The 21,356-nt window shown below is 46.7% G+C and carries 22 protein-coding genes and 1 riboswitch; of the genes, 6 read left to right on the top strand and 16 right to left on the bottom strand.

Annotated elements, in window-relative coordinates:
• Positions 1-38: 38 nt before the first annotated feature.
• Positions 39-962: a LysR family transcriptional regulator gene (locus tag J8N69_RS14140; protein WP_168823404.1), complete on the bottom strand. Its 924-nt coding sequence runs from the start codon at positions 960-962 to the stop codon at positions 39-41.
• Between the two features lie 121 nt (positions 963-1,083).
• Here J8N69_RS14140 and J8N69_RS14135 point away from each other — a divergent pair, with 121 nt between their 5' ends.
• A complete protein-coding gene (locus tag J8N69_RS14135) occupies positions 1,084-3,006 on the top strand; it encodes an FAD-binding monooxygenase (protein ID WP_168823402.1) in 1,923 nt (640 codons plus the stop codon).
• Between the two features lie 104 nt (positions 3,007-3,110).
• Here the strand turns inward: J8N69_RS14135 and thiH are convergent, their stop codons facing one another.
• The 6 genes from thiH to rsmI form a co-directional block, all read right to left on the bottom strand.
• Positions 3,111-4,289, bottom strand: coding sequence for a 2-iminoacetate synthase ThiH (gene thiH / locus J8N69_RS14130; RefSeq protein WP_168823400.1), 1,179 nt, complete (start codon positions 4,287-4,289; stop codon positions 3,111-3,113).
• A complete protein-coding gene (locus J8N69_RS14125) occupies positions 4,286-5,062 on the bottom strand; it encodes a thiazole synthase (RefSeq protein WP_168823399.1) in 777 nt (258 codons plus the stop codon). The genes thiH and J8N69_RS14125 overlap by 4 nt, the downstream gene beginning before the upstream one ends.
• Position 5,063: 1 nt before the next feature.
• On the bottom strand, positions 5,064-5,261 hold the full coding sequence (gene thiS / locus J8N69_RS14120) for a sulfur carrier protein ThiS (RefSeq protein ID WP_168823397.1): 198 nt from the start codon (positions 5,259-5,261) through the stop codon (positions 5,064-5,066).
• Positions 5,258-6,784 carry a thiamine phosphate synthase gene (gene thiE, locus J8N69_RS14115; RefSeq protein WP_168823395.1) on the bottom strand — a complete coding sequence of 509 codons (1,527 nt, stop codon included), beginning with the start codon at positions 6,782-6,784 and terminating at the stop codon, positions 5,258-5,260. The genes thiS and thiE overlap by 4 nt, the downstream gene beginning before the upstream one ends.
• Before the next feature lie 15 nt (positions 6,785-6,799).
• Positions 6,800-8,863, bottom strand: a complete 2,064-nt coding sequence (gene thiC, locus J8N69_RS14110) for a phosphomethylpyrimidine synthase ThiC (RefSeq protein WP_168823393.1) — start codon at positions 8,861-8,863, stop codon at positions 6,800-6,802.
• A gap of 180 nt (positions 8,864-9,043) precedes the next feature.
• Positions 9,044-9,148: riboswitch (TPP riboswitch) on the bottom strand.
• Between the two features lie 77 nt (positions 9,149-9,225).
• Complete coding sequence (rsmI, locus tag J8N69_RS14105; RefSeq protein WP_168823391.1) at positions 9,226-10,086, bottom strand: 16S rRNA (cytidine(1402)-2'-O)-methyltransferase; 861 nt, start codon at positions 10,084-10,086, stop codon at positions 9,226-9,228.
• Positions 10,087-10,208: 122 nt separating this feature from the next.
• On the opposite strand from rsmI, the gene J8N69_RS14100 reads away from it, so the two are divergent.
• The 3 genes from J8N69_RS14100 to J8N69_RS14090 are packed head-to-tail and all read left to right on the top strand — an operon-like array spanning position 10,209 to position 12,896.
• The gene (locus J8N69_RS14100; RefSeq protein ID WP_227803907.1) at positions 10,209-11,963 is read left to right on the top strand and encodes a penicillin-binding protein activator; all 1,755 of its coding nucleotides are present in this window, start codon (positions 10,209-10,211) and stop codon (positions 11,961-11,963) included.
• Positions 11,914-12,297, top strand: coding sequence for a YraN family protein (locus J8N69_RS14095; protein ID WP_168823386.1), 384 nt, complete (start codon positions 11,914-11,916; stop codon positions 12,295-12,297). The genes J8N69_RS14100 and J8N69_RS14095 overlap by 50 nt, the downstream gene beginning before the upstream one ends.
• 5 nt (positions 12,298-12,302) lie before the next feature.
• Positions 12,303-12,896, top strand: a complete 594-nt coding sequence (locus tag J8N69_RS14090; protein WP_168823384.1) for an SIS domain-containing protein — start codon at positions 12,303-12,305, stop codon at positions 12,894-12,896.
• Between the two features lie 13 nt (positions 12,897-12,909).
• On the opposite strand, the gene J8N69_RS14085 is transcribed toward J8N69_RS14090, so the two are convergent.
• From J8N69_RS14085 to zapE, 5 genes are all read right to left on the bottom strand, one after another.
• The gene (locus J8N69_RS14085; RefSeq protein ID WP_168823382.1) at positions 12,910-13,290 is read right to left on the bottom strand and encodes a ClpXP protease specificity-enhancing factor; all 381 of its coding nucleotides are present in this window, start codon (positions 13,288-13,290) and stop codon (positions 12,910-12,912) included.
• A gap of 103 nt (positions 13,291-13,393) precedes the next feature.
• Positions 13,394-14,026, bottom strand: a complete 633-nt coding sequence (locus J8N69_RS14080; RefSeq protein ID WP_168823380.1) for a glutathione S-transferase N-terminal domain-containing protein — start codon at positions 14,024-14,026, stop codon at positions 13,394-13,396.
• A gap of 210 nt (positions 14,027-14,236) precedes the next feature.
• Complete coding sequence (rpsI, locus tag J8N69_RS14075; RefSeq protein WP_168823379.1) at positions 14,237-14,629, bottom strand: 30S ribosomal protein S9; 393 nt, start codon at positions 14,627-14,629, stop codon at positions 14,237-14,239.
• A gap of 14 nt (positions 14,630-14,643) precedes the next feature.
• Positions 14,644-15,072 carry a 50S ribosomal protein L13 gene (rplM, locus tag J8N69_RS14070; protein ID WP_168823377.1) on the bottom strand — a complete coding sequence of 143 codons (429 nt, stop codon included), beginning with the start codon at positions 15,070-15,072 and terminating at the stop codon, positions 14,644-14,646.
• Between the two features lie 150 nt (positions 15,073-15,222).
• Entirely contained in the window at positions 15,223-16,323 is a 1,101-nt protein-coding gene (gene zapE / locus J8N69_RS14065) for a cell division protein ZapE (protein WP_168823375.1), read from the bottom strand.
• Positions 16,324-16,451: 128 nt separating this feature from the next.
• On the opposite strand from zapE, the gene J8N69_RS14060 reads away from it, so the two are divergent.
• The gene (locus tag J8N69_RS14060) at positions 16,452-16,907 is read left to right on the top strand and encodes a ZapG family protein (protein WP_168823373.1); all 456 of its coding nucleotides are present in this window, start codon (positions 16,452-16,454) and stop codon (positions 16,905-16,907) included.
• A gap of 95 nt (positions 16,908-17,002) precedes the next feature.
• Here J8N69_RS14060 and J8N69_RS14055 read toward each other — a convergent pair whose 3' ends face one another.
• Positions 17,003-17,764, bottom strand: a complete 762-nt coding sequence (locus tag J8N69_RS14055) for a Nif3-like dinuclear metal center hexameric protein (protein WP_168823371.1) — start codon at positions 17,762-17,764, stop codon at positions 17,003-17,005.
• A gap of 19 nt (positions 17,765-17,783) precedes the next feature.
• On the opposite strand from J8N69_RS14055, the gene J8N69_RS14050 reads away from it, so the two are divergent.
• Complete coding sequence (locus J8N69_RS14050; RefSeq protein ID WP_168823369.1) at positions 17,784-18,836, top strand: S1C family serine protease; 1,053 nt, start codon at positions 17,784-17,786, stop codon at positions 18,834-18,836.
• A 13-nt stretch (positions 18,837-18,849) separates the two neighbouring features.
• Here J8N69_RS14050 and J8N69_RS14045 read toward each other — a convergent pair whose 3' ends face one another.
• The 3 genes from J8N69_RS14045 to hisG are packed head-to-tail and all read right to left on the bottom strand — an operon-like array spanning position 18,850 to position 21,356.
• A complete protein-coding gene (locus tag J8N69_RS14045; RefSeq protein WP_168823367.1) occupies positions 18,850-19,401 on the bottom strand; it encodes an SRPBCC family protein in 552 nt (183 codons plus the stop codon).
• On the bottom strand, positions 19,401-20,711 hold the full coding sequence (gene hisD, locus J8N69_RS14040) for a histidinol dehydrogenase (protein ID WP_168823366.1): 1,311 nt from the start codon (positions 20,709-20,711) through the stop codon (positions 19,401-19,403). Before hisD ends, J8N69_RS14045 begins: the two co-directional genes overlap by 1 nt.
• On the bottom strand, positions 20,712-21,356 hold the full coding sequence (hisG, locus tag J8N69_RS14035) for an ATP phosphoribosyltransferase (protein ID WP_168823364.1): 645 nt from the start codon (positions 21,354-21,356) through the stop codon (positions 20,712-20,714).

The following is a 21,356-nucleotide window of genomic DNA, read 5'->3' as shown; positions in this document are numbered from 1 at the left end:
GGTGTTGCCAATACAGTGTCTATTTTCAAAGACAGTGTCTATAAGTCCAGTCCAAAGGTGGGAACTGTCCCGTCAAGCGTTTGCATGAATTCACTAATAAGCTGGTGTATTTTTGCATACTCTGGTCGCTCAAGAGCGTCTATTTTTGACCACAAGGCGATGTCTCTTCTGGGGCCTTGTATGTCATCTACATGAATCATCTGATCCATTTCTATCGCATTGGTCATTAGGGCTAAACGAGCCGGTAAACGAACCGCGACGTCTGAGGTTTTCAATAGATGTAACACAGAAAGAATGCTGCCAGTAAACGCCATGCTGGCCGCTTTGAGGCCGATCAATTCAGAAGGCCGATCGAGAAAGCCCGCATTGGCACCCGCAACAATCCATGGCTGGCGTTCTAAAACAAGCGGCGACACCACCCCTTTGGTGCCACGCAAGGTGGATTTTTTACCCACAAAAATTCCCGAGCGATCACGAAACAAAAGCTGTCGCTCCAAGGCCCCTTGCTTCACCGAAAGGTGAGCCGGAGCCAATAAAAAATCCAACTCCCCTTTTTGCAATAATTCAATCTGAGAGGCCGCGGATCCCGTTCTAAAGTGAAAAACATAGCGTGTTTCTTGCCGAAAGTACGCGCTCATCGTTTCCACTGTTGCAAACTCCCACAGCGGGTCAATCCCAATCACAAATTGATTACGATATCCGCTATGAAATTGCCGGATGATTTCTTCCCCCTGCTCTGTTTCAGCCAAAATGCGCTCGCCAATTTGAGCTAATCTTGCGCCTATCTCCGTTGGTTCAACACCGTATCGGGTGCGAATTAAGACCGGCGCTCGCACCTTTAGCTCTAACTGCTTAATGCTTCTCGTCAAGGTCGGTTGCGTGATATAGAGCTGCTCACAAGCTCGAGTCAACGAGCCTTGCTTCACCACAATGGCCAATTGTTTTAATAGATTAGGGTTCATGTATTCACTTTTTATTAGTCTGGAGATAAAAATCTATTTTTACTTATATCTTAAATTGTTTACAGTCTTTTCTATCAACTACATTCAAACAGTAAATCCATAACAATAAAAGGATACTCCCATGCAATTTCATCAAGATGGTTTTCTCCCAGGCGACCCAAAAATCAGCCGCCCTGTCGAGCGTATTATTTCTCCCCCTAAAAAGCAGCCGCTACCATCTGAAGTCGATGTGATGATCGTTGGCTGCGGCCCAGCAGGCCTTAATCTTGCGGCACAATTGTCGAAATTTGCCAACATTTCCACCTGCATTGTGGAGCAAAAAGACGATCGTTTACTGGTTGGGCAAGCCGACGGCATTGCCTGCCGAACCATGGAAGTGTTCGAAGCCTATGATTTTTCTGAGCAAATAAAACAAGAAGCGTATTGGGTCAACGAAACCGCCTTTTGGAAGCCTGATGCCGCCACCCCTAATCACATTTCACGCAGCAGCAAGGTACAAGATGTCGAAGATGACTTGTCTGAAATGCCACATGTGATCATTAATCAAGCGCGGGTCCATGATGCATTTTTAGACGTTATGCGTCACTCTGTGAGCAAGTTAGAGCCTCATTATTCACGCCAATTGCTCAGTCTAGAAGTCGACCATAGTGATGACACACATCCCGTGACACTCACCTTTGAGCGCTTAGACTCTCAGCACCTTGGGGTGATTGAAACCGTCAAAGCAAAATACGTGGTGGGCTGTGACGGCGCGCGTAGCACGGTACGAAAATCGATTGGCCGAGAGTTAATCGGCGACTCAATCAATCAAGCCTGGGGCGTAATGGACGTATTGGTAGTGACCGACTTCCCTGATATTCGTCTGAAATCAGCGATTCATTCTTCTAATGAAGGCAGTATGCTGATCATTCCGCGCGAAGGTGGCTACATGGTTCGTCTGTACATTGAGCTAGATAAACTCAGCAACAATGAACGACTCAGCAAACAGTCAATCACTACCGACTACCTCATTGCCGCCGCTAATCGCATCATGAAACCTTACCAATTTGATGTCAAAGAAATCGCTTGGTGGAGTGTCTATGAAATCGGCCAACGCCTTACCACCGCGTTTGACGATGCCAATGACGACCAAAGCCCTCATGTTTTTCTCGCGGGTGATGCCTGCCACACCCACAGCCCCAAAGCTGGACAAGGTTTAAACACATCCGTGAATGACACCTGGAACTTAGGCTGGAAACTGGCTCACGTACTCAGCGGCAGAGCGGACAAGGCATTGCTGCAAACCTACTCCTATGAAAGACAACTGGTAGCACAGCAGCTTATCGATTTTGATCGTGAATTTTCCAAAATGTTTAGCGCCAAACCCAAGTCCGCTGAGCACCCAGATGGCGTAGACCCAGCAGAGTTCCAAAGATACTTTACTCAATTTGGGCGTTTTACCGCGGGCACCGCCATTCATTATCCTGTATCGACATTAGCGTCATCTGGCCAGCACCAACCCTTAGCCAGCGGACAAACCATAGGCATGCGCTTTCATTCAGCCAAGGTAACACGCCACGCGGACGCAAAACCGCTGCACCTTGGCCACACCATGAAAGCCGACGGGCGCTGGCACCTACTCGCCTTTTCAGGCAGCGAGGCTTTTATGGGAGAGCACTGTAAAGTAAAAGCCTTATGTCAATTTTTGCAAACGGATCCCGCATCGCCGATTCAGCGTTTTACCCCAAACAACGCCGATATCGATAGCATTATTAATGTTCAAGCGGTCTTTCAAGCGCCACATCGGGACGTTGAAGTGGCCACGCTGCACCCATTGCTGCAGCCTAAAAAAGGACGTTACGGCTTAATAGATTACGAAAAGGTTTACAGCGCTATAGCAGAAGACGCGACGAACTTTTATGACCGACGTGGAATAGACAAAACCCACGGCTGCATTATTATTGTTCGACCAGACCAATACGTCGCCGAAATATTACCGCTCAGTGATTACCAAGGCGTGTCTGACTTCTTTGAAAAAGTACTTATAGAGCCACTTGAGCACTAAAACCAGTACTAAAATCAACATTAAGACAAACACCAAAAAGCCCCAGCAGGGGCTTTTTTTCCATCAAACGCGGTCAACACTAAGATAACGGCAAAGATAGCGATTTACTCATTAACCGACGACAGCGCCGGGTCCCAATCTTTCCAAACCACTTCACGACCCTGTTCACGGATCATCGCCATAATGTCGGCGACAGGTCGCTCATCACTGATCTCAAATTGCTCAAGCGCTGCTTGCGCATCATCCGCATAACCACCGGGTTGAGTTTTGGATTCTGCACTCATGGTTGTAAAGCCCATACGCACCGCGTGGTGACGAAATTTTGCTGATTCACGAGTAGACAAGCTCATCTCTAAATCCCGATCAAACAAACGCCACGCGGCAATAAGCTGAACCAATTGCCGATCCGAAATCACCGACTTGGGGACTATGCCACCTTCACAGGGACGAATGCGCGGAAACGCCACACTAAACCGACTGCGCCAATAACGCTTTTGCAAGTGCCGTAAATGATGCGCCATCATGATTGAATCCGTGCGCCAGTCTTCCAAACCAAGTAACACACCTAAGCCAATTTTATGAATCCCCGCCTGACCAATACGATCCGGCGCATCAAGACGATAATTAAAATTGGACTTATTACCACGCAAATGATGCTCAAGGTAAGTCTTGCGACGATAGGTTTCTTGGTAAACCAAAACGCCATCCAGACCGATAGTTTGCAACTGCTTATATTCGTCGGTGTCTAATGGCTGCACTTCCATGGAGAGCTGACTGAAATGCGGTTTGATAAGAGGAATCATACGTTCAAAATACGGCATGGAAACCTTGTTGGTTTCCCCCGTTACCAAGAGGATATGATCAAAGCCCTTGCCTTTAATCGCCGCGACTTCTTTTCCTACCTGAGGTTCATCCAGCGTAAGGCGCTTAATGGCATTGCTCATGGAAAAACCACAATAAGTGCATTCATTCGCGCAGGTGTTGGATAAGTACAAGGGTGCAAACAAACTCACCGTATTGCCAAAGCGCTGCAAGGTCAGCTGCTCGCTTTTCGCCACCATTTCCAGTAAATACGGCTCAGCGGCAGGTGAAATCAACGCCGCGAAATCCTCTACCTCGAGTTTGTTTTTGCTCAAGGCCCGCAACACATCTTGCTCTGTTTTCACTTGATGAGATTGCGTCATCGCGTGCCAATCGGTGTTTTCCACAAACTGGCTAAACTGGCCTTCTACTGCTGGTGCTTGCTCTAACAGACGAACTTTTTGACTGGCATTGTCCATCATGACAAGGCCCCAAGAAATTCCGTCAATGGGCTGGTGGCATTCGCTTGTACGCGCTTTTCGCCCAAACCAGCTTCATAGGCCATGCGCCCGGCCTCCACGGCAAGACGAAAGGCTTTGCCCATTTGCGCCGGTTGCTTAGCAACCGCCATGGCGGTGTTGACCAATACCGCATCGGCGCCCATTTCTAATGCCAGCGCCGCATCGGACGGCGCACCAATGCCCGCATCGACAATCACTGGCACCCGACTTTGCTCGATGATGATTTCCAAAAACGGACGACTCGCCAACCCCATATTAGAACCAATCGGCGACCCCAGCGGCATCACGCATTGGCAACCTACTTCTTCCAAACGTTTACACAGCACAGGGTCGGCATGCACATAAGGCATCACCACAAAGCCTTTTTTAATCAACTCTTCGGCGGCCAATAAGGTTTCCATGCCATCTGGCATCAAGTAACGCGGATCTGGGTGAATTTCCAACTTTACCCAGTTGGTCTCCAATGCTTCTCTGGCAAGCTCCGCGGCAAACACCGCCTCTTTCGCGGTGCGAGCGCCAGACGTATTGGGCAAGAGCTTTATACCCTGTCGCTGCAAGGGCTGAAGAATATTGTCGGTTTGGTTTTTTAAATCCATCCGACGCAAGGATAACGTCACCAGCTCGCTTTCGCTGGCGCTTAAAGAATCCATCATGGCGTCGGCACTGGCGTATTTCCCCGTGCCGGTAAACAATCTAGAACGAAATTCGTGTCCGGCAATCAATAAAGACGACATGTTAGCCCCCCGCAATGGATTCAAAAATAAACACCTGACTCAGCTCATTGAGCTCAGTACTGTGCCACACACGCTTCGGCACCACTTGCTGATTCAGCGCAATGGCGATGCCTTGCTCGCTCTTATTTAGGTGAACTAGCAAGTCTCGAAGCGTTTCTCCAACAAATTCATAAGGTGCATCGTTTAACACAATCTTCATCGCTCACCTCGTACACTTTCTTCAAAGGCCATCATCAAGGATCGAGTTGCTAACGCTGGTTCAGCCGCTTTGGTAATCGCCGTCACCACCGCCACACCGTTTACTCCTGTTTGCGTAACGGCGGGCAAGCGCTCCGCACTAATGCCACCAATCGCCACAGTCGGAAACACGTCCTTTAATAAGGCCGCGTAATGGGCAAGACGAGTCAAACCTTGCGGCTGAGAGGGCATGTCTTTGGTTTGCGTGGGGAAGATATGGCCCAAAGCGATGTAACTTGGTTGGATAGATTGCGCCCGCGCAATTTCATAGTAGCCATGAGTACTGATACCAAGCCGCAAGCCAGCCGCTTGGATTTGCGCTAAATCTGCCACATCCAAATCTTCCTGACCGAGATGCACGCCATAGGCACCCAAGGCAATCGCTTGTTGCCAATAGTCGTTGATAAAAACGTGAGCGTCGTACTCTTTGCCTAAGGTAATCGCTTGTTGGATGTTACTTTCTAGATCGACATCGTCAGGGTCTTTGATTCTAAGCTGAGCGATTTTCACCCCTTGCTTGAGTACCAATTCCAGCCAAGCAATGGAATCCACTACGGGATACAAACCCATTTTCTCTCGATTCATTGAGGCAAAAGGCAAGGTCGTCGATGCCTTTATGTTAATTGGCGTCTTGCTTGGTGAAACAATCGTCGGTAGATTTTCAATTTGCAACGGCCAACCTGGGCGTCCCAACGGCCCAGCGCCAACACCAATTTGCACACCGGTTTTTAATGCCCCGGTGATGTAGGCTTTTGCCATGGTCATGGCATCCAAAAGATCATAACCATGGGCAATAAAACTCGCCAACGCCGTCGACAAGGTACAGCCCGTGCCACGAGTATTATGCACGGTGAGTTTTTCATTGGAGAAACCCACGATGGCGTCATGATCCACCAGCCAATCTGTTGCTTGCTTGGCGTCAGAATGCCCGCCTTTAAGCAACCAAGCACACCTTGATGAAGACAAATACGCCGCCAATTGGCCTTGAACATCAACAATTGGCTGTTGCCCAGACAAGCCTGTCAACGCCTCAAATTCCAGCAAGTTGGGTGTGATCACATCCACATAAGGCAGCAAGCATTCCAATAAAGCAGCCCCGACTGAATCTTGCTGTAAGCGGTTACCTGATTCACTGCTCGCCGCCATCACCGGGTCAAACACCACCAACACATTGGGAAAATCCGCTTTTATCCGCTGCAACCAAGTCGAGCAAGCTTTGACGATCTCGATGGAGGGCAACAAGCTCACCTTAATCGCATCCGGCGGTACGTCGTCGAGCAAGGTTTGCCATTGCGCATTGAACATAGCCAGCGAAACCGGCTCCACAGATCGCACTTCTTGAGAGTTTTGCGCGGTGATGCAAGTCACAATGGTTTGCACGTGACAGCGTAAATCCTGCCCCGTGCGCAAATCCGCTTGGAGTCCAGCGTGGGCGGACGAATCCGACCCACCCACGCACCAGACCACAGGAGGTTTTATCGACATAAATCCCCCCTTCGCCTACAGCGACTTTTCTTTTGGTTTATCTGTAGTCAACTTATCTGTGGTTAACTTATCTGTGGTTAAGTAGACATCACTGCCTAGCTCACGGAATTGCTCAGACATTTTTTGCATGCCCGTTTCGGCTTCACTGACATCAACTGCGTCCGGCTCTAACGCACTCATATCTATGGCTTGGGCGTCTTCTAACCCTTTAGCACTTTCTAGCCCTTTTGCATAGTCACGCACTTCTTGGGTAATTTTCATCGAGCAGAATTTCGGCCCACACATGGAACAGAAATGCGCCACTTTGCCAGACGCTTGCGGCAGGGTTTCATCGTGGTAAGCACGCGCGGTTTCAGGGTCTAATGACAGGTTAAATTGATCTTCCCAACGGAATTCAAAGCGCGCTTTAGACAAAGCATTGTCACGGATTTGCGCCCCAGGATGACCTTTGGCTAAGTCCGCCGCATGGGCCGCGATTTTATAAGTAATTAATCCCTGCTTAACGTCTTCTTTATTGGGCAAGCCAAGGTGTTCTTTGGGCGTTACGTAGCACAACATGGCACAACCGTACCAACCAATTTGCGCTGCACCAATACCAGAAGTAATGTGATCGTAACCCGGGGCAATGTCTTGGGTTAATGGCCCCAAGGTGTAAAACGGCGCCTCATGACAATGCTTCAACTGCTCAGTCATGTTCTCTTCGATCAGTTGCATTGGCACATGACCTGGACCTTCAATCATCACTTGTACATCGTATTCCCAAGCCACTTTTGTCAATTCGCCCAAGGTACGCAGCTCCGACATTTGCGCTTCGTCATTGGCGTCCATAATCGAACCCGGACGCAAGCCATCCCCCAGTGACAAGGCCACATCGTATTCCGCACACAACTCACAAATCTCACGGAAACGTTGGTACAAGAAACTTTCTTTGTGGTGCGCCAAACACCATTTCGCCATGATGGAACCACCGCGAGACACAATGCCCGTCAGGCGTTTCGCCGTCATGGGCACATAGCGCAGCAAGACACCCGCGTGAATGGTGAAATAATCCACGCCTTGTTCCGCTTGCTCGATCAAGGTATCGCGAAATACTTCCCAGTTAAGATCTTCCGCCACACCATCGACTTTTTCTAAGGCTTGATAAATCGGTACTGTGCCGATTGGTACTGGCGAGTTACGCAAAATCCATTCGCGGGTTTCGTGAATGTTTTTACCGGTCGATAAATCCATTACCGTATCCGCACCCCAACGAGTCGACCACACCAGTTTTTCGACTTCTTCTTCAATAGAAGACGTCACTGCCGAGTTACCGATATTGGCGTTTACTTTCACTAAGAAGTTACGACCAATGATCATTGGCTCGGATTCAGGGTGATTGATGTTGTTAGGAATAATGGCGCGACCTCGTGCCACTTCGTCACGGACAAACTCTGGCGTAATACGTGTTTGCAAGTTAGCCCCAAAGCTTTGCCCAGGGTGCTGTTTCAATAACAGTTCGCTCTTGATCGCATCGATATTCTGATTTTCACGCAGGGCGATGTATTCCATCTCTGGCGTAATGATGCCTTGGCGCGCGTAATGCATTTGCGTGACACACTTGCCTTGACGGGCTTTGCGTACTTTAGGCAAGGCGTTAAAACGCAGTTCATCCAGCGACGAATTTTCTAGGCGTGATTGGGCAAATTCAGATGACACGCTTGGCAGCACTTCTGTGTCGTCGCGCTTTTCAATCCAAGACTGGCGCATGGGCGCTAAGCCGCGATAAACATCGATATTTTCTTCTGGGTCCGCATAAGGGCCAGAGCAATCATAAATGTAAATGGCCTCGTTTGGCTCAAAGGTTAGATTATCTGGATCAGAACCAATCGGTGTGTCCGTCAGGTTAATCTTGCGCATAGGAACGCGAATTGAATCGTCTGAGCCGGTTAAATAAATACGTTCAGACACGGGGAAAGGTCTGGCTTGTAGTGACTCGATAAAAGATTTCGCCGCTTGGCGTGATGCTTCACGGGACTGTTTGCTAGACTGTTTCTTGGCTTGGCTAATTGGTTCTTGGTGTAACTCATTGCTAGTAGACATAAGCGCTTCCCTTATTATTAAAATGGAGAATAGCTTGTCTGGGGTGCTGCTTCGCAGGCAAACGCACTATGTGCGTTATTGCAAAACGTGAACCCTGAATTTTATTGGGAAAGGATACTGAGAGAATATGACCGCATCGATTCCATAAAAATCAGGAGTTCATTCGATGCAGAAAAGAAAAATAGAGACTTTCTTGTTTCCTACGCGGGTGTTAGCCCGATCAGGTTCTGCGGATCCCGCACTTAATGATGCGATCTCAGCCAAATGGCACTCCGACAAGTAGCGCTGAGTATACTCAGTCTTATCGGAATGTAAACACCCACATTTTCTATGGGTGTTTGCCAGCAAGAAGTGACGAAAATCTATTCGCTTTGCATGTCCAGTGCCATTTTATAAAGGTAGTTTTTCTTTTCGCCGGTTAATTTGGCCGCCATAGCCGCGGCTTGCTTAACAGGTAAATCTTCCAATAATATGGTCAAAATGCGTTTTGCTTCCAACTCTGCTTCGTTACCGCTTTCTTGCGTAAAACTCAGCATTACCACAAATTCACCGCGCAATTGGTTTGCATCGGCGTCGAATTTGGCAAGAATCTCAGACGCGGTTCCCGATAAAAAAGTCTCAAAGGTTTTGGTGACTTCGCGAGCCAATACCAGCTGAGCATCGTCACCATAGACTTTTTGCACATCGGCAATCGAATCGTAAACCCGGTGTGTCGATTCATAAAACACCACGGTGCCCGCCTGCTGCTTCCAAGCTTCAAATAAGTCACAACGGCCTTTGGATTTCGCCGGTACAAATCCCGCAAAAAAGAATTGATCCGTCGGTAAACCTGACGCACACAAGGCCGAAATTAAGGCACAAGCGCCAGGAATCGGTACGACTTTATGGCCTTTTTCACGCAAGGCATGCACCACATGATAACCAGGATCTGAAATAAGCGGTGTTCCAGCATCGGACACCAGAGCGACATTTTTGCCTTCATCCAACAAGCTAGCAACGTAATCGGCTTTGTCTTTTTCGTTGTGGTCATGAATCGAAAACAGTTTCGCTTCGATCGCAAAATGATTAAGCAAACGTCGGGTGTGTCGGGTGTCTTCAGCGGCGATATAGTCTACGTCACGTAAAGTTTGCTCGGCTCTTTTACTAAAATCGTCTAGATTACCTATTGGGGTCGCAACTATGTACAGTGACCCTCTCGCATCGTCAGAACTATGTGATACCATGTTGCCTCTTTTATTTGTCATTTTATAAGCTTATGAGCCTACTTAATTACCGCATCATATCATTAACCCTATGCGCTTTTCTGCTAAGCGCTTGCAGTTCTGTAAATTTAACTCAAAACAGAGTGCCAACTTCCAATACGGGTGCATCACAAGAGCGCACCCTACCGCCTAGTATTTACAGTCCTAACAAAACCTCTGATGTCTCAACAGAGCAGGCCAACGCTTACACCGCCGCCAAGGCGTCCTATGAACAAGGCGACTATCAAAACACACTTGATATCGTGGAAAATACGCTTCTAGGCACACCGTCTTCGATTCAGTTAGACGCTTATTTATTAGCCGCTTTGTCGGCCGCTAATTTAGACAACGCAACAAACGCGTTGCGCTATTTAAACCAAGCTGGTCAACTGCCAGCAGCACGCCATCCAGACAATCAAAATCGCCTACAAGACACTCACGCGACGATTCTTGAATACTTTGGCAACTGGTTAGCCGCCGTCAACCTACGTATGGACCTTACTTACAATCTCCCCCTTGGCGAAGGAGAAGACAATCAGGCCAAACTTTGGTTAGCCGTGCAGAATTTAACCCAGCAAGAAATAAGCGAACTCTATATTAAACAAAAGCCGTTGCTAAACGGCTGGCTGGCGGTAAGTGATATTTTAAGAAACCAAGCACTGTCAACGGAACAACAGCTCACCGTGTTTGAGCGCTGGCGAGTCGATAACCCCGATCACCCTGCCGCGTTATCGCCCCCTTTAGACTTTCAGGTAATGACCTCTGTGAAAGAGATGGCGCCGCAACGGATCGTGCTAATGCTGCCGATGACAGGCCAGCTCGCCCGAGCGTCTCAAGCGATTGTCGATGGTTTTTTTGCCTCTTATTATAATCAGAAAGAAGCAAAAGCCAGCGTTCATATCATCAATGTAAGCCACTACTCAAACATTAATGATGCGCTTGCCGCCGCCAATGAGAAGCAGCCTGATGTTATTATTGGGCCATTGCAAAAAAACAATGTCGCGCAAATTAGCCGCCTAGATTTACCCTATCCTGTGATCGCGCTGAATCAGCTGGACATTAATCAACACCCCAAAAACCTTTATCATTTTTCGCTCACCGCTGAAGACGATATTCAAGAGCTCATTACCTTTGCCAAACAAGAAGGCGCAACAAAAGCCGCTATATTAAGCATCCAGGACACATGGGCGCTAAAACAAAGCGATGAGTTTCGTGCGGCAGCAGAAAAAGCAAACGTTACCATTACCTCCAATCAAGCTTACGCCAACACGCCATTAGGCAGACAAAATGCCGTTCAAAGTCTATTACTAATCAACGAAAGCTACGCCCGAAAAAGACTGGTTGAACAATGGAGCGGAGAAAAAGTAGACAGCATTGCTCGATCACGCAAGGATCTCGATTATGTCTATTACATTGGAAAATTAGACGATGCCAAACAAATCAGACCGCTACTGGACTTTTATTTTGCCGACCAAATTCCTATGCTTGCCAGCAGCACACTAAACGACAGCGCCCCTGATAGATCCACCAAGGACGAAGACATAGAGCGCATACTCTTTACCGAAGCGCCGGCACTTATCCCTACCAGCAAAATAGACAATGCATTAACCAAAATCCAAAGCTCGAATATTTTGCAACGCTTGCAGGCATTAGGAGCAGACGCTTATCTCTTAGCAAATAAACATCCGCTTTTTACGTTACTCCCCAGCACCAAGATTTCAGCCAATACGGGCATTATTACCATGGATGAAAATGGCATTTTTCATAAAAGACCTGAAATTATGACCTACCGAAAAGGAAGTTTAGTGCATGCAACCAATAATCAATTTTTTCAGTCAGCGGAAGACAGCGAAAAATAACGGCGAAAAAGCAGAACTCGCCGCAGAGAATTTTTTACTCAAGCAGGGACTCAAGTTTGTCGAGCGGAATTTTTTCTGTCGCCTCGGGGAAATTGACCTTATTTTTTTAGATAAGAACACCTACGTATTTGTAGAAGTTCGCTTTCGCGCCAGCCATGCACACGGCAGCGCAGCCGAAAGCCTAGGAAAATCAAAGCTAAAAAAAGTACGTAATAGCGCAGCATTATGGTTACAAAAGAACAATCTACTTGGCTGCGCTTGTCGCTTCGATGCCGTATTGTTTGACACAAAAATCGACACCCAACATTTAACTTGGCTTAAAGCAGTATTTTAATCACTATGGACTTTCAAGAAGCAATTTATACGCAATTCGCACAAAGCTTTGAAGCGCAGCAACAAGCACTAGAAAGCTTACCGCCTTATATAGAACATGCTGCTAGAGTCATTTTCTCAAGCATTACATCGGGTGGAAAGGTTATCTGTATCGGCAACAGCACAGGCTCACACTTGTCGCAGTACTTTAGCACGCTAATGCTAGACAGAATGGACCGAGAGCGCCCTGGCCTTCCCGCCATCAATCTAAGCGGAGACGGCTCGAGCTTACTCTCGATCACCCATAATGACAGCTACCATGATGTTTTTTCAAAGCAAATAACCGCTTTAGGCAATCCTGGCGATATTTTATTCGTCATCGCCAACAGGGGAAACACATCCCCCATCATTCAAGCCATTCAAGCCGCCCACGAGCGAAAAATGAGCATTGTTGCCTTAACGAGCCCAGAAGCCAAAAATGTTTCGTCGTTAACATCACAAGATGACACCGAAATAAAAATCAATTTACTCGGCACAGCAAGAGTGCATGAGTGCCAACTCACGGTCATCCATACACTGATTGATTTACTGGAACGCCAACTGTTTGGCTACGAAGACTAGAAGCGATAAAAAACTACTTAACCACCTTCAGCTGAAAGCCTTTTTTCGGCTCAGGTGTTGTAGGTGTTGGTGGCTCGTCAGAAAACTCCTCGTCTGGAAACACAAACCCATCACCATTTTCTTTGGCGTATAAGGCAAGTGCGGCTCGCATTGGCACGTAAACCTGCATTGGTTTACCGCTAAAACGCGCCTCAAAAGAAACTGCTTCTTTATCCATTATCAAATGACGCACCGCAGACATACCAATATTCAACACGATCCGCCCATCCTTAACAAACTCGGTTGGTATCATCACATCTTTTTGCTCAGCATCCACTAAAAGATAAGGCGTCATATCGTTATCTGCCACCCAAGAATACGCTGCATTTAATAAGTAAGACCGCTTCGGTAACATCTCATCTCCTATTTAATTAATACAATTTCATTAATACGCTATAAAAAAAGGAGCCATAAGCTCCTTTTTGTTCTCTAACAAAATCCTAATAAATGATTTCGCCTTAGTCTAAACGCATTTCTTGCTCTGCTTCAGAAAGACTCTCTTGGAAAGACTCACGAGCAAAAACAAGATCCATATACTTATAAAGCGCTCCGGCCTGCTCTTTAGGAATTTCTACGCCCAATGCAGGTAAACGCCACAAGATCGGAGCCAAGCAGCAATCTACAATAGTGAATTCATCACTCATGAAGTAAGGCTTTTCTTCGAAAATCGGAGACACATTCAGCAGACCTTCACGCAGTTCTTTCTGCGCTTGAGCAACCGCTTCTTTGTCTTTACTGGAAAGGATTAAATCAACCAGTTTGGCCCAATCACGCTGAATGCGATACATGAACAAACGGCTCTCCGCACGAGCAACAGGGTACACAGGCAATAATGGCGGATGAGGAAAACGCTCATCCAAGTATTCCATCATGACATTTGGCTCGTAAAGCACCAAATCGCGATCGACTAAAGCGGGCAATTCGTTGTACGGATTAACATCAGCCAGCTCGTCTGGCTTGTTAAACGGGTCTACATCTATGATGTCCACTGTGACGGCTTTCTCAGCCAATACAATACGAACTCGATGGCTGTAATGATCTTCTCCATCAGAGAAGAACGTCATTGAGGAGCGCTTTGCAATAACACCCATGTCTAACCCCTATATTGAAAACATCAAAATCCCCTTTTGTGCAAAGGAGACAAACTACAAATTATTGTCTACACGGATTCTAACACGATTTGAAAATAGTTTTTCTTCGAAAAACCGCTTTATCGCACATTAAATAATAAACTTTATTTAAAACAAAAAAAACGCTTGGCGAATACGCCAAGCGTTTTAATAATAATTCCAAAGCGAAAATTAACGCTTAGAGAACTGAGGACGACGACGTGCTTTGCGTAGACCAACTTTCTTACGTTCAACTTCACGAGAGTCGCGAGTAACGAATCCTGCAGAACGTAGAGTACGACGTAGAGTCTCATCGTATTGCATCAAAGCGCGTGTGATACCGTGACGGATCGCACCAGCTTGACCAGAGATACCACCACCTTTAACGGTGATGTAAACGTCAAATTTTTCAGTAGCACCAACAAGTTCAAGAGGCTGACGAACAACCATCTGAGCTGTTTCGCGACCGAAGTACTGAGAAAGCGTGCGCTTGTTGATAACTAGGTTACCAGAACCCGCTTTAAGGAACACACGAGCGGTAGACGTTTTACGACGACCTGTACCGTAGTATTGAGTAGCTGACATAATGATCTTCCGTATTAAATGTTAAGGGCTTGAGGCTGTTGAGCAGTATGTGGATGCTCAGTACCAGCGTACACTTTCATTTTCTTGTGCATTGCGCGGCCCAAAGGACCTTTTGGCAACATACCTTTTACGGCGATCTCAATAACGCGCTGAGGAGCGTGATCAATCAACGTCTCGAAATTCATAGAACGCAAGCCGCCTGGGTAACCAGTGTGGCGGTAGTATTGTTTCGCAGCAGCTTTGTTACCAGTAACGTGAATTTTCTCAGCATTGATAACAACGATGTAATCACCAGTGTCAACATGAGGAGTGTATTCCGCTTTATGCTTGCCACGTAGACGGCGAGCAATTTCAGTAGCCAAGCGGCCTAGAGTTTTGCCTTCAGCATCAACCACGAACCAGTCGCGGCGAACTTCAGCAGGTTTAGCTGTAAAAGTTTTCATCAAAAAACCCTTTCAATACGCGTGTTTAACACGCTATACCTATTATTATTGGTTGGCCAAATACAGTAATATTTGATCAACGTACACTTACCTTTAAAAAGGCGAGCGAAGTATATACCAACCCAACACAATATGAAAGTCAAAACACCATCAAGGACGGTGCTCTAAAGACAAATATTCCTCTGATTGCATTTCCAATAATCGGCTCACGGTGCGGTCATATTCAAACGTCAACCTTGTGCCTTTGTAGATCTCAGGGATCGCCACTTCTGCCGAAAAAATCACCTTCACATGACGGTCATAGAACTCATCCACAAGATTAATAAAGCGCCTTGCTAAATCGTCACGCGAGGCATCCATCTGCGGCAAGTTGGAAATAATCACCGTGCTGTAAAGGCGCGCTATTTCAATATAATCAATTTGGCTTCTTGGGCCATCACACAGCGCCTTGATATCAAACCAAGCAAGCCCTTCGCAACTGCGCAACAATGGAATATCACGACCTTCTATTTCCACCGCCCCACCCTCTACAATATGAGAGGCATCGGAAATCAACCTCATAAAACGATCATTTAATGCGCTATCAGCCGCTTCGCTCAATGGAAAATGATACAGCTTCGCTTGCTTCAAGGTGCGCAATCGATAATCTATGCCACCATCCACATTCATGATTCTGGTGTGCTGTTTCACCAGATCGATAGCGGGCAAAAAGCGCGCGCGCTGCAAGCCATTTTTATACAAGCCATCAGGTTCTATATTCGAGGTGGCCACCAAGGTTGTGCCATTTTTAAACAACACCTCAAGCAAGCCAGCCAAAATCATCGCATCCGTGATGTCTGTCACAAAAAATTCATCAAAACACAACACCTGAGCTTTCGATGAAATTTGCTTACCCACAATTTCCAATGGGTTTTTCACATCGTTCAGCTTACGCAGCTCTTGATGCACCATCTGCATAAAGCGATGAAAATGCAAACGCATCTTCTTTTCCGTCGGCAAACAGTCAAAAAACGTATCCATTAAATAGGTTTTGCCTCGGCCCACACCACCCCAGAAATAAAGGCCCTGTTCGACTACGGGCGCCTTCTTTTTCAATAATCGCCCAAAGAAGCCATCGGTAGATTTATCGGACTGGTTTGCCACCAATCTATCAAACAAATCTTGTAAAGCCTCTACCGCTTCCTCTTGAGCGGGGTCATAATTAAAGTCTGCCCTTGTTAAATCTTGCTTATACCTTGTAATGGGTGTCATCGCTGCTCTTTCGTTGGATTAAATGAATTGTGCTCATTCTAACAAATTGCATCTTAAACAACACCTATCAAGCTGTTATCGTAGGGGGGGTTTCGCTATAATGGATTATCTGTTTTTTGGAGAAGGTCATGAACTTAGAAGAATTCAACATTATTATTTTTATTACAGGTATTATTGTCGGCTGCATTGCCACACTTGCTTTCAAAAGCATTAGCGCAAAAAATAGCAGCAAACACACCAGCTCAAACTCAAACATCATCACCATGAAGTCATTACAACAGGAGCTAGACAACAAACAAGTCATTATTGACAACTTCTTTACAGACAGCAACGAACACCTATCGTCCGTCGAAAAGCGCTTAGCTGAATTAAGAAACAGCTTGGCAAATAATGCCAGCCAGTTAAGCAACGTAAAAATAGAAAACAGCGCCTCTATCAATAATGCCGAGACAGTCGACACGTCCAGCATGATGGAGCCACCAAGAGACTACGCCTTAAAAAATGGCAAAGAGCCAGGTATGCTCAGTGACGCTTTCGGCCTCGACGACAGAAGCGCCGACCTAGAACCTAAACGCACTATTTAAAAAAGCATTATTTTAAAACCCACCACCTAAAAACATATCATCTGAAAAATGGGCTTTTAAAAGCCCATTTTTTTTACGCCTCAACAGCACGCACGCTAGGCTGGATTGTCAATATCGATAAACACCGCTTCCAAACCACACTCTTGCGATAAAAATGTTGCCATTGATCTGGCCCCAAAGCGCTCCGTTGCATGATGACCTGCCGCGATAAAATGAATCCCCTGCTCTCTGGCAATATGAATGGTCTGTTCGGAAACCTCGCCGGTGATAAACACATCCGCCCCCGCTTCAACGGCCTGTTCAATATAGCCTTGAGCTCCCCCGGTACAAAGCGCCACACGGCGAACAGGCCTATCATCAACACATTCAAACAGCACACTTCGTCCAACCGCACGCTGAACCATGGCCGCAAAGTCATCTGCTGATACCGATGTACTCAACTCCCCCACTATGCCAATAGACTCTTCCATCGGCACCCCGGCCTGTAAAGCGAGCCGATTTGACAAACCAATCGCATCGGCCAAACCGGCATTATTACCAAGCACGGGGTGTGCATCCAACGGCAAGTGATAAGCATACAAATTGATATCATTTTTAATTAAAGCCGCAAGACGTCGATATTTCATACCAACAATGCGTGGGTCTTCATTTTTCCAAAAATAGCCATGATGAACAAAAATCGCATCCGCTTTATACTCAATAGCCGCCTCTATCAGTGCCTGACTCGCCGTTACCCCCGTCACCACACGGTGAATATTTTTTTTCCCTTCCACCTGTAAACCATTGGGCGCATAATCCCTGAAGCGATTCGGGCTTAGCGTCTGATTAAGTAATAATTCAAATTCACTGCGTAGCAAAACAACTCCTTATAAACTTATGAAGCAAAAATACAATTCAACCCCTATCATTATCGCCATTCTTGTCGGCATCTGCATAGGGCTAGCCGTACTACTGATAAAAGAACGCAAAAAAGTTGCCTACTCTAGCTACGCAACCCCGGTGCAAATTGCCACACCGTCAGTCGTCAATATTTACACACAAACCAACCAACATAAAAACCTAGACGGGCACAGCACCATAAAACACAACATTAATTTAGGCTCGGGGGTCATCGTCACACCCGATGGTTTTATTCTTACCAATCATCATGTAATTCAGAACGCACAAAGCATTGTCGTCGCCCTAAATGATGAAAGACGAATCGAAGCCACCCTCGTCGGCTCAGACCCTTCAACCGATCTCGCCGTCCTAAAAATAGCCCTGCCTGACATTCCTAACATTAAAGTGGGCAAAAGCAGCCACGTTGCCGTTGGCGATCGCATACTGGCAATAGGAAATCCGTTTGGCATTGGCCAAACCGTCACCGCTGGTATTATTAGCGCAAAAGGAAGAAATAGCATAGGGCTCAATACCTACGAGAATTTTTTACAAACTGATGCTGCGATCAACCCAGGCAATTCAGGCGGCGCACTGGTCAACTTAAAAGGCGAGCTTATCGGCATTAGTTCAGCCATTTATTCAAGCTCTGGCGGCTCCCAAGGCATTGGTTTTGCAACCCCGATCGATGATGCCTTAGAGGTTATGTCAGACATCATCAAACAAGGAGAGGTGGTTCGTGGCTATCTAGGAATGGAAGCACAAAAAATCACCCAATCACTGGCTGACAACCTATCACTGCCATCAAATCATGGCTTACTGGTGAGCGATATAACCAAAGAAAGCCCGGCCGAAAAAGCAGGCATAGAAGTGGGTGACATCATATTAGAAATAAACAATCGCCCCAGCGAAGATCCGTTTCAAATACGTCATCTTATCGCCTCGCAAAAACCTGGCACAAACATATCTGTTTTCGGGATTCGCGGACAGCAATCCTATCAAGCGAATATCACCTTAGAAAAACAACCCACCATGCAGCGCCTTAGTTATTAATCTCTAAAGCATTTTAGTGATTAGTTTCTAGAAGCGTCTTCAGCTGTTGTAGGCTTTTTTCAAAGTTATGACCCGCAATGCTATTCGCAAACACCGCTAAATAAGGACTTAACAGACCCGCGCTCAAATCCCCCGCTATCGTCCACTGCACATGCGTCGTTTGCCCAACCGATTGCAACCTGATGGTGTTTTGAACCAAGTTAACCCCTTCTTTAGGACGGACATCGAAACGAACCCTGTCGCTCGACACATTAACCAGCATCAACTCGCCGCGCTTGCTCGCATCATCATAGGACAAACCCACCGAATCTCCAGCCTTTAATAGACCATCAAAAAGATCCACCTGACCGTTTTGAACAAAAAGCCAGCGCGACAAGAAATCCCCTTGAAACATTTTTTCCAAGACCACATTTCGAGGCGTGTTAATAACAATTTGACGCTCAACTTGATACGTGGTCGGCAAGAAAAAACCCACCACTACCAACAACAAGATAAGCAGAGCCAAAACCCGCGTGACTTTGCGCAACGTATAAAGGGCCGCAGGATGAGACGAATTACTCACCATTAAGCATCCTTTAAAATACGATATTCAGCCGACATAGCGTGCGCTTCAAGCGATTCACCACGCGCCAAGGGAGAGGCAATTTTCGCCAACTCACTGGCACCTTCAGGCGAACAATAAATCAACGAGCTACGCTTTTGAAAATCATACACACCCAAAGGAGAGGAAAATCTTGCGGTACCAGAAGTGGGCAAAACATGGTTCGGCCCAGCACAATAGTCACCCAACGCTTCTGGCGTATGGCGTCCCATAAAAATAGCACCGGCATGACGAATTTTTTCAACCCATTTTTCAGGCTCATCAATCGACAATTCAAGGTGCTCAGCCGCCACAATATTGGCGATATCCATGGCTTCATCCATATCTTTAACATGAATAAAAGCACCACGACCCTCTAGAGACGCCTTGATGATATCTTTACGGCTCTGAGTTTCTATTAGCTGCTCCATAGAAACTTTTACCTTGTTGAGAAAAGCCAAATCAGGAGAGATCAAAATAGATTGAGCGTCTTCATCATGTTCGGCTTGAGAAAATAAATCCATGGCGATCCAGTCTGGATCGGTTTTCCCATCGCAAACAACCAGTATTTCAGATGGCCCAGCAATCATATCGATACCAACCACGCCGAATACCATTTTTTTGGCGGTGGCGACATAAATATTGCCTGGACCGACAATTTTATCGACCTTTGGAATAGTCGCTGTGCCATAAGCCAACGCCGCAACCGCTTGCGCACCACCGATAGTGAATACACGATCCACACCCGCAATATAAGCCGCCGCTAAAACAATGTCGTTAACCAAACCGTCAGGTGTAGGAACCACCATGATGATCTCGCCAACGCCCGCCACTTTTGCTGGCATGACATTCATTAATACCGAAGAAGGATATGCCGCTTTACCGCCCGGCACATAAACGCCAACACGATCTAAAGGGGTGACTTTTTGCCCCAGCACGGTTCCGTTATCTTCTTGATACTGCCAAGACGGCTGCTTTTGACGCTCATGGTAATCATGAACACGTTTCGCTGCTGCTTCCAGACTCGCCACTAACTCAGCACTGACTCGACTTTTTGCACGCGCCAACGCTTCACGTGAGATTTCAAGCTCAGACGATGCGACAACGTGACGACGATCAAAGCGATTTGTGAACTCAATCACCGCATCATCGCCTTTAAGGCGAACCTGCTCAACAATATCTGCTACTGTTTTTTGCACCGTGGCATCGGACACCGAATCCCATGCCAGTAGAGATTCCAGCTCAGCACGGAAATCATCAGAGCTAGAAGAAAACTCTCGAATATTAAGGTTCAATTATTTACCCTCGTTATCGTCAACTGCACGTCGTATCATTGCTAGGATAGGCTCAATTTCAGCGTACTTGGTTTTATAAGCGGCTTTATTAACCACTAAGCGCGTACTGATTGGCGCGATTAACTCCCGAGCCTCAAGACCATTCGCCTTCAGCGTATTGCCCGTATCAACGATATCCACAATCAAATCCGCCAGCCCCATAATGGGTGCCAATTCCATCGCGCCATACAGCTTAATCACATCCGCCTGAATACCTTGCTCGGCAAAATACGCTTTAGCGGTTTTAACAAACTTAGAGGCCACTTTTAGGCGTCGCTTTGGCAAAGGCTGATCAACCACACCGGCCGTCATTAGGCGACACTTAGCAATTTTAAGATCCAGCAGTTCATATAGATTTTTGGTGGACGCTTCCATCAATACATCTTTACCCGCCACACCAAAATCCGCCACCCCATGATCAACATAGGTTGGCACATCCGTGGCACGCAAAATAACCAACTTGATATGCTCATGGTTGGTATCAAAGATCAACTTACGACTTTTGCTAATATCTTCGACCGGAACAATGTTCGCTTTTTCTAAAAGCGGCAAGGTTTCACCAAGAATGCGCCCTTTCGACAGCGCAATCGTTAATGTTCTACTCAT

Origin of the sequence: Marinomonas profundi, from assembly GCF_020694005.1 — a bacterium.
GTDB classification, from domain to species: domain Bacteria; phylum Pseudomonadota; class Gammaproteobacteria; order Pseudomonadales; family Marinomonadaceae; genus Marinomonas; species Marinomonas profundi.
The sequence above is the reverse complement of the archived record's forward strand: the minus strand, read 5'-3'. Positions and strand labels throughout refer to the sequence as shown.

What these genes read in the sequence shown, in the direction of transcription:
- J8N69_RS14045 (WP_168823367.1), bottom strand. Translation starts at nt 19,401, where the DNA reads ATGGTGAGTAATTCGTCTCATCCTGCGGCCCTTTATACGTTGCGCAAA.
- rsmI (WP_168823391.1), bottom strand. Translation starts at nt 10,086, where the DNA reads ATGGTATCACATAGTTCTGACGATGCGAGAGGGTCACTGTACATAGTT.
- J8N69_RS14090 (WP_168823384.1), top strand. Translation starts at nt 12,303, where the DNA reads ATGGACTTTCAAGAAGCAATTTATACGCAATTCGCACAAAGCTTTGAA.
- J8N69_RS14135 (WP_168823402.1), top strand. Translation starts at nt 1,084, where the DNA reads ATGCAATTTCATCAAGATGGTTTTCTCCCAGGCGACCCAAAAATCAGC.
- thiH (WP_168823400.1), bottom strand. Translation starts at nt 4,289, where the DNA reads ATGATGGACAATGCCAGTCAAAAAGTTCGTCTGTTAGAGCAAGCACCA.
- J8N69_RS14050 (WP_168823369.1), top strand. Translation starts at nt 17,784, where the DNA reads ATGAAGCAAAAATACAATTCAACCCCTATCATTATCGCCATTCTTGTC.
- zapE (WP_168823375.1), bottom strand. Translation starts at nt 16,323, where the DNA reads ATGACACCCATTACAAGGTATAAGCAAGATTTAACAAGGGCAGACTTT.
- thiE (WP_168823395.1), bottom strand. Translation starts at nt 6,784, where the DNA reads ATGTCGATAAAACCTCCTGTGGTCTGGTGCGTGGGTGGGTCGGATTCG.
- thiC (WP_168823393.1), bottom strand. Translation starts at nt 8,863, where the DNA reads ATGTCTACTAGCAATGAGTTACACCAAGAACCAATTAGCCAAGCCAAG.
- J8N69_RS14125 (WP_168823399.1), bottom strand. Translation starts at nt 5,062, where the DNA reads ATGTCGTCTTTATTGATTGCCGGACACGAATTTCGTTCTAGATTGTTT.
- J8N69_RS14080 (WP_168823380.1), bottom strand. Translation starts at nt 14,026, where the DNA reads ATGGGTGTTATTGCAAAGCGCTCCTCAATGACGTTCTTCTCTGATGGA.
- hisG (WP_168823364.1), bottom strand. Translation starts at nt 21,356, where the DNA reads ATGAGTAGAACATTAACGATTGCGCTGTCGAAAGGGCGCATTCTTGGT.
- rplM (WP_168823377.1), bottom strand. Translation starts at nt 15,072, where the DNA reads ATGAAAACTTTTACAGCTAAACCTGCTGAAGTTCGCCGCGACTGGTTC.
- J8N69_RS14095 (WP_168823386.1), top strand. Translation starts at nt 11,914, where the DNA reads ATGCAACCAATAATCAATTTTTTCAGTCAGCGGAAGACAGCGAAAAAT.
- rpsI (WP_168823379.1), bottom strand. Translation starts at nt 14,629, where the DNA reads ATGTCAGCTACTCAATACTACGGTACAGGTCGTCGTAAAACGTCTACC.
- J8N69_RS14060 (WP_168823373.1), top strand. Translation starts at nt 16,452, where the DNA reads ATGAACTTAGAAGAATTCAACATTATTATTTTTATTACAGGTATTATT.
- thiS (WP_168823397.1), bottom strand. Translation starts at nt 5,261, where the DNA reads ATGAAGATTGTGTTAAACGATGCACCTTATGAATTTGTTGGAGAAACG.
- J8N69_RS14085 (WP_168823382.1), bottom strand. Translation starts at nt 13,290, where the DNA reads ATGTTACCGAAGCGGTCTTACTTATTAAATGCAGCGTATTCTTGGGTG.
- J8N69_RS14140 (WP_168823404.1), bottom strand. Translation starts at nt 962, where the DNA reads ATGAACCCTAATCTATTAAAACAATTGGCCATTGTGGTGAAGCAAGGC.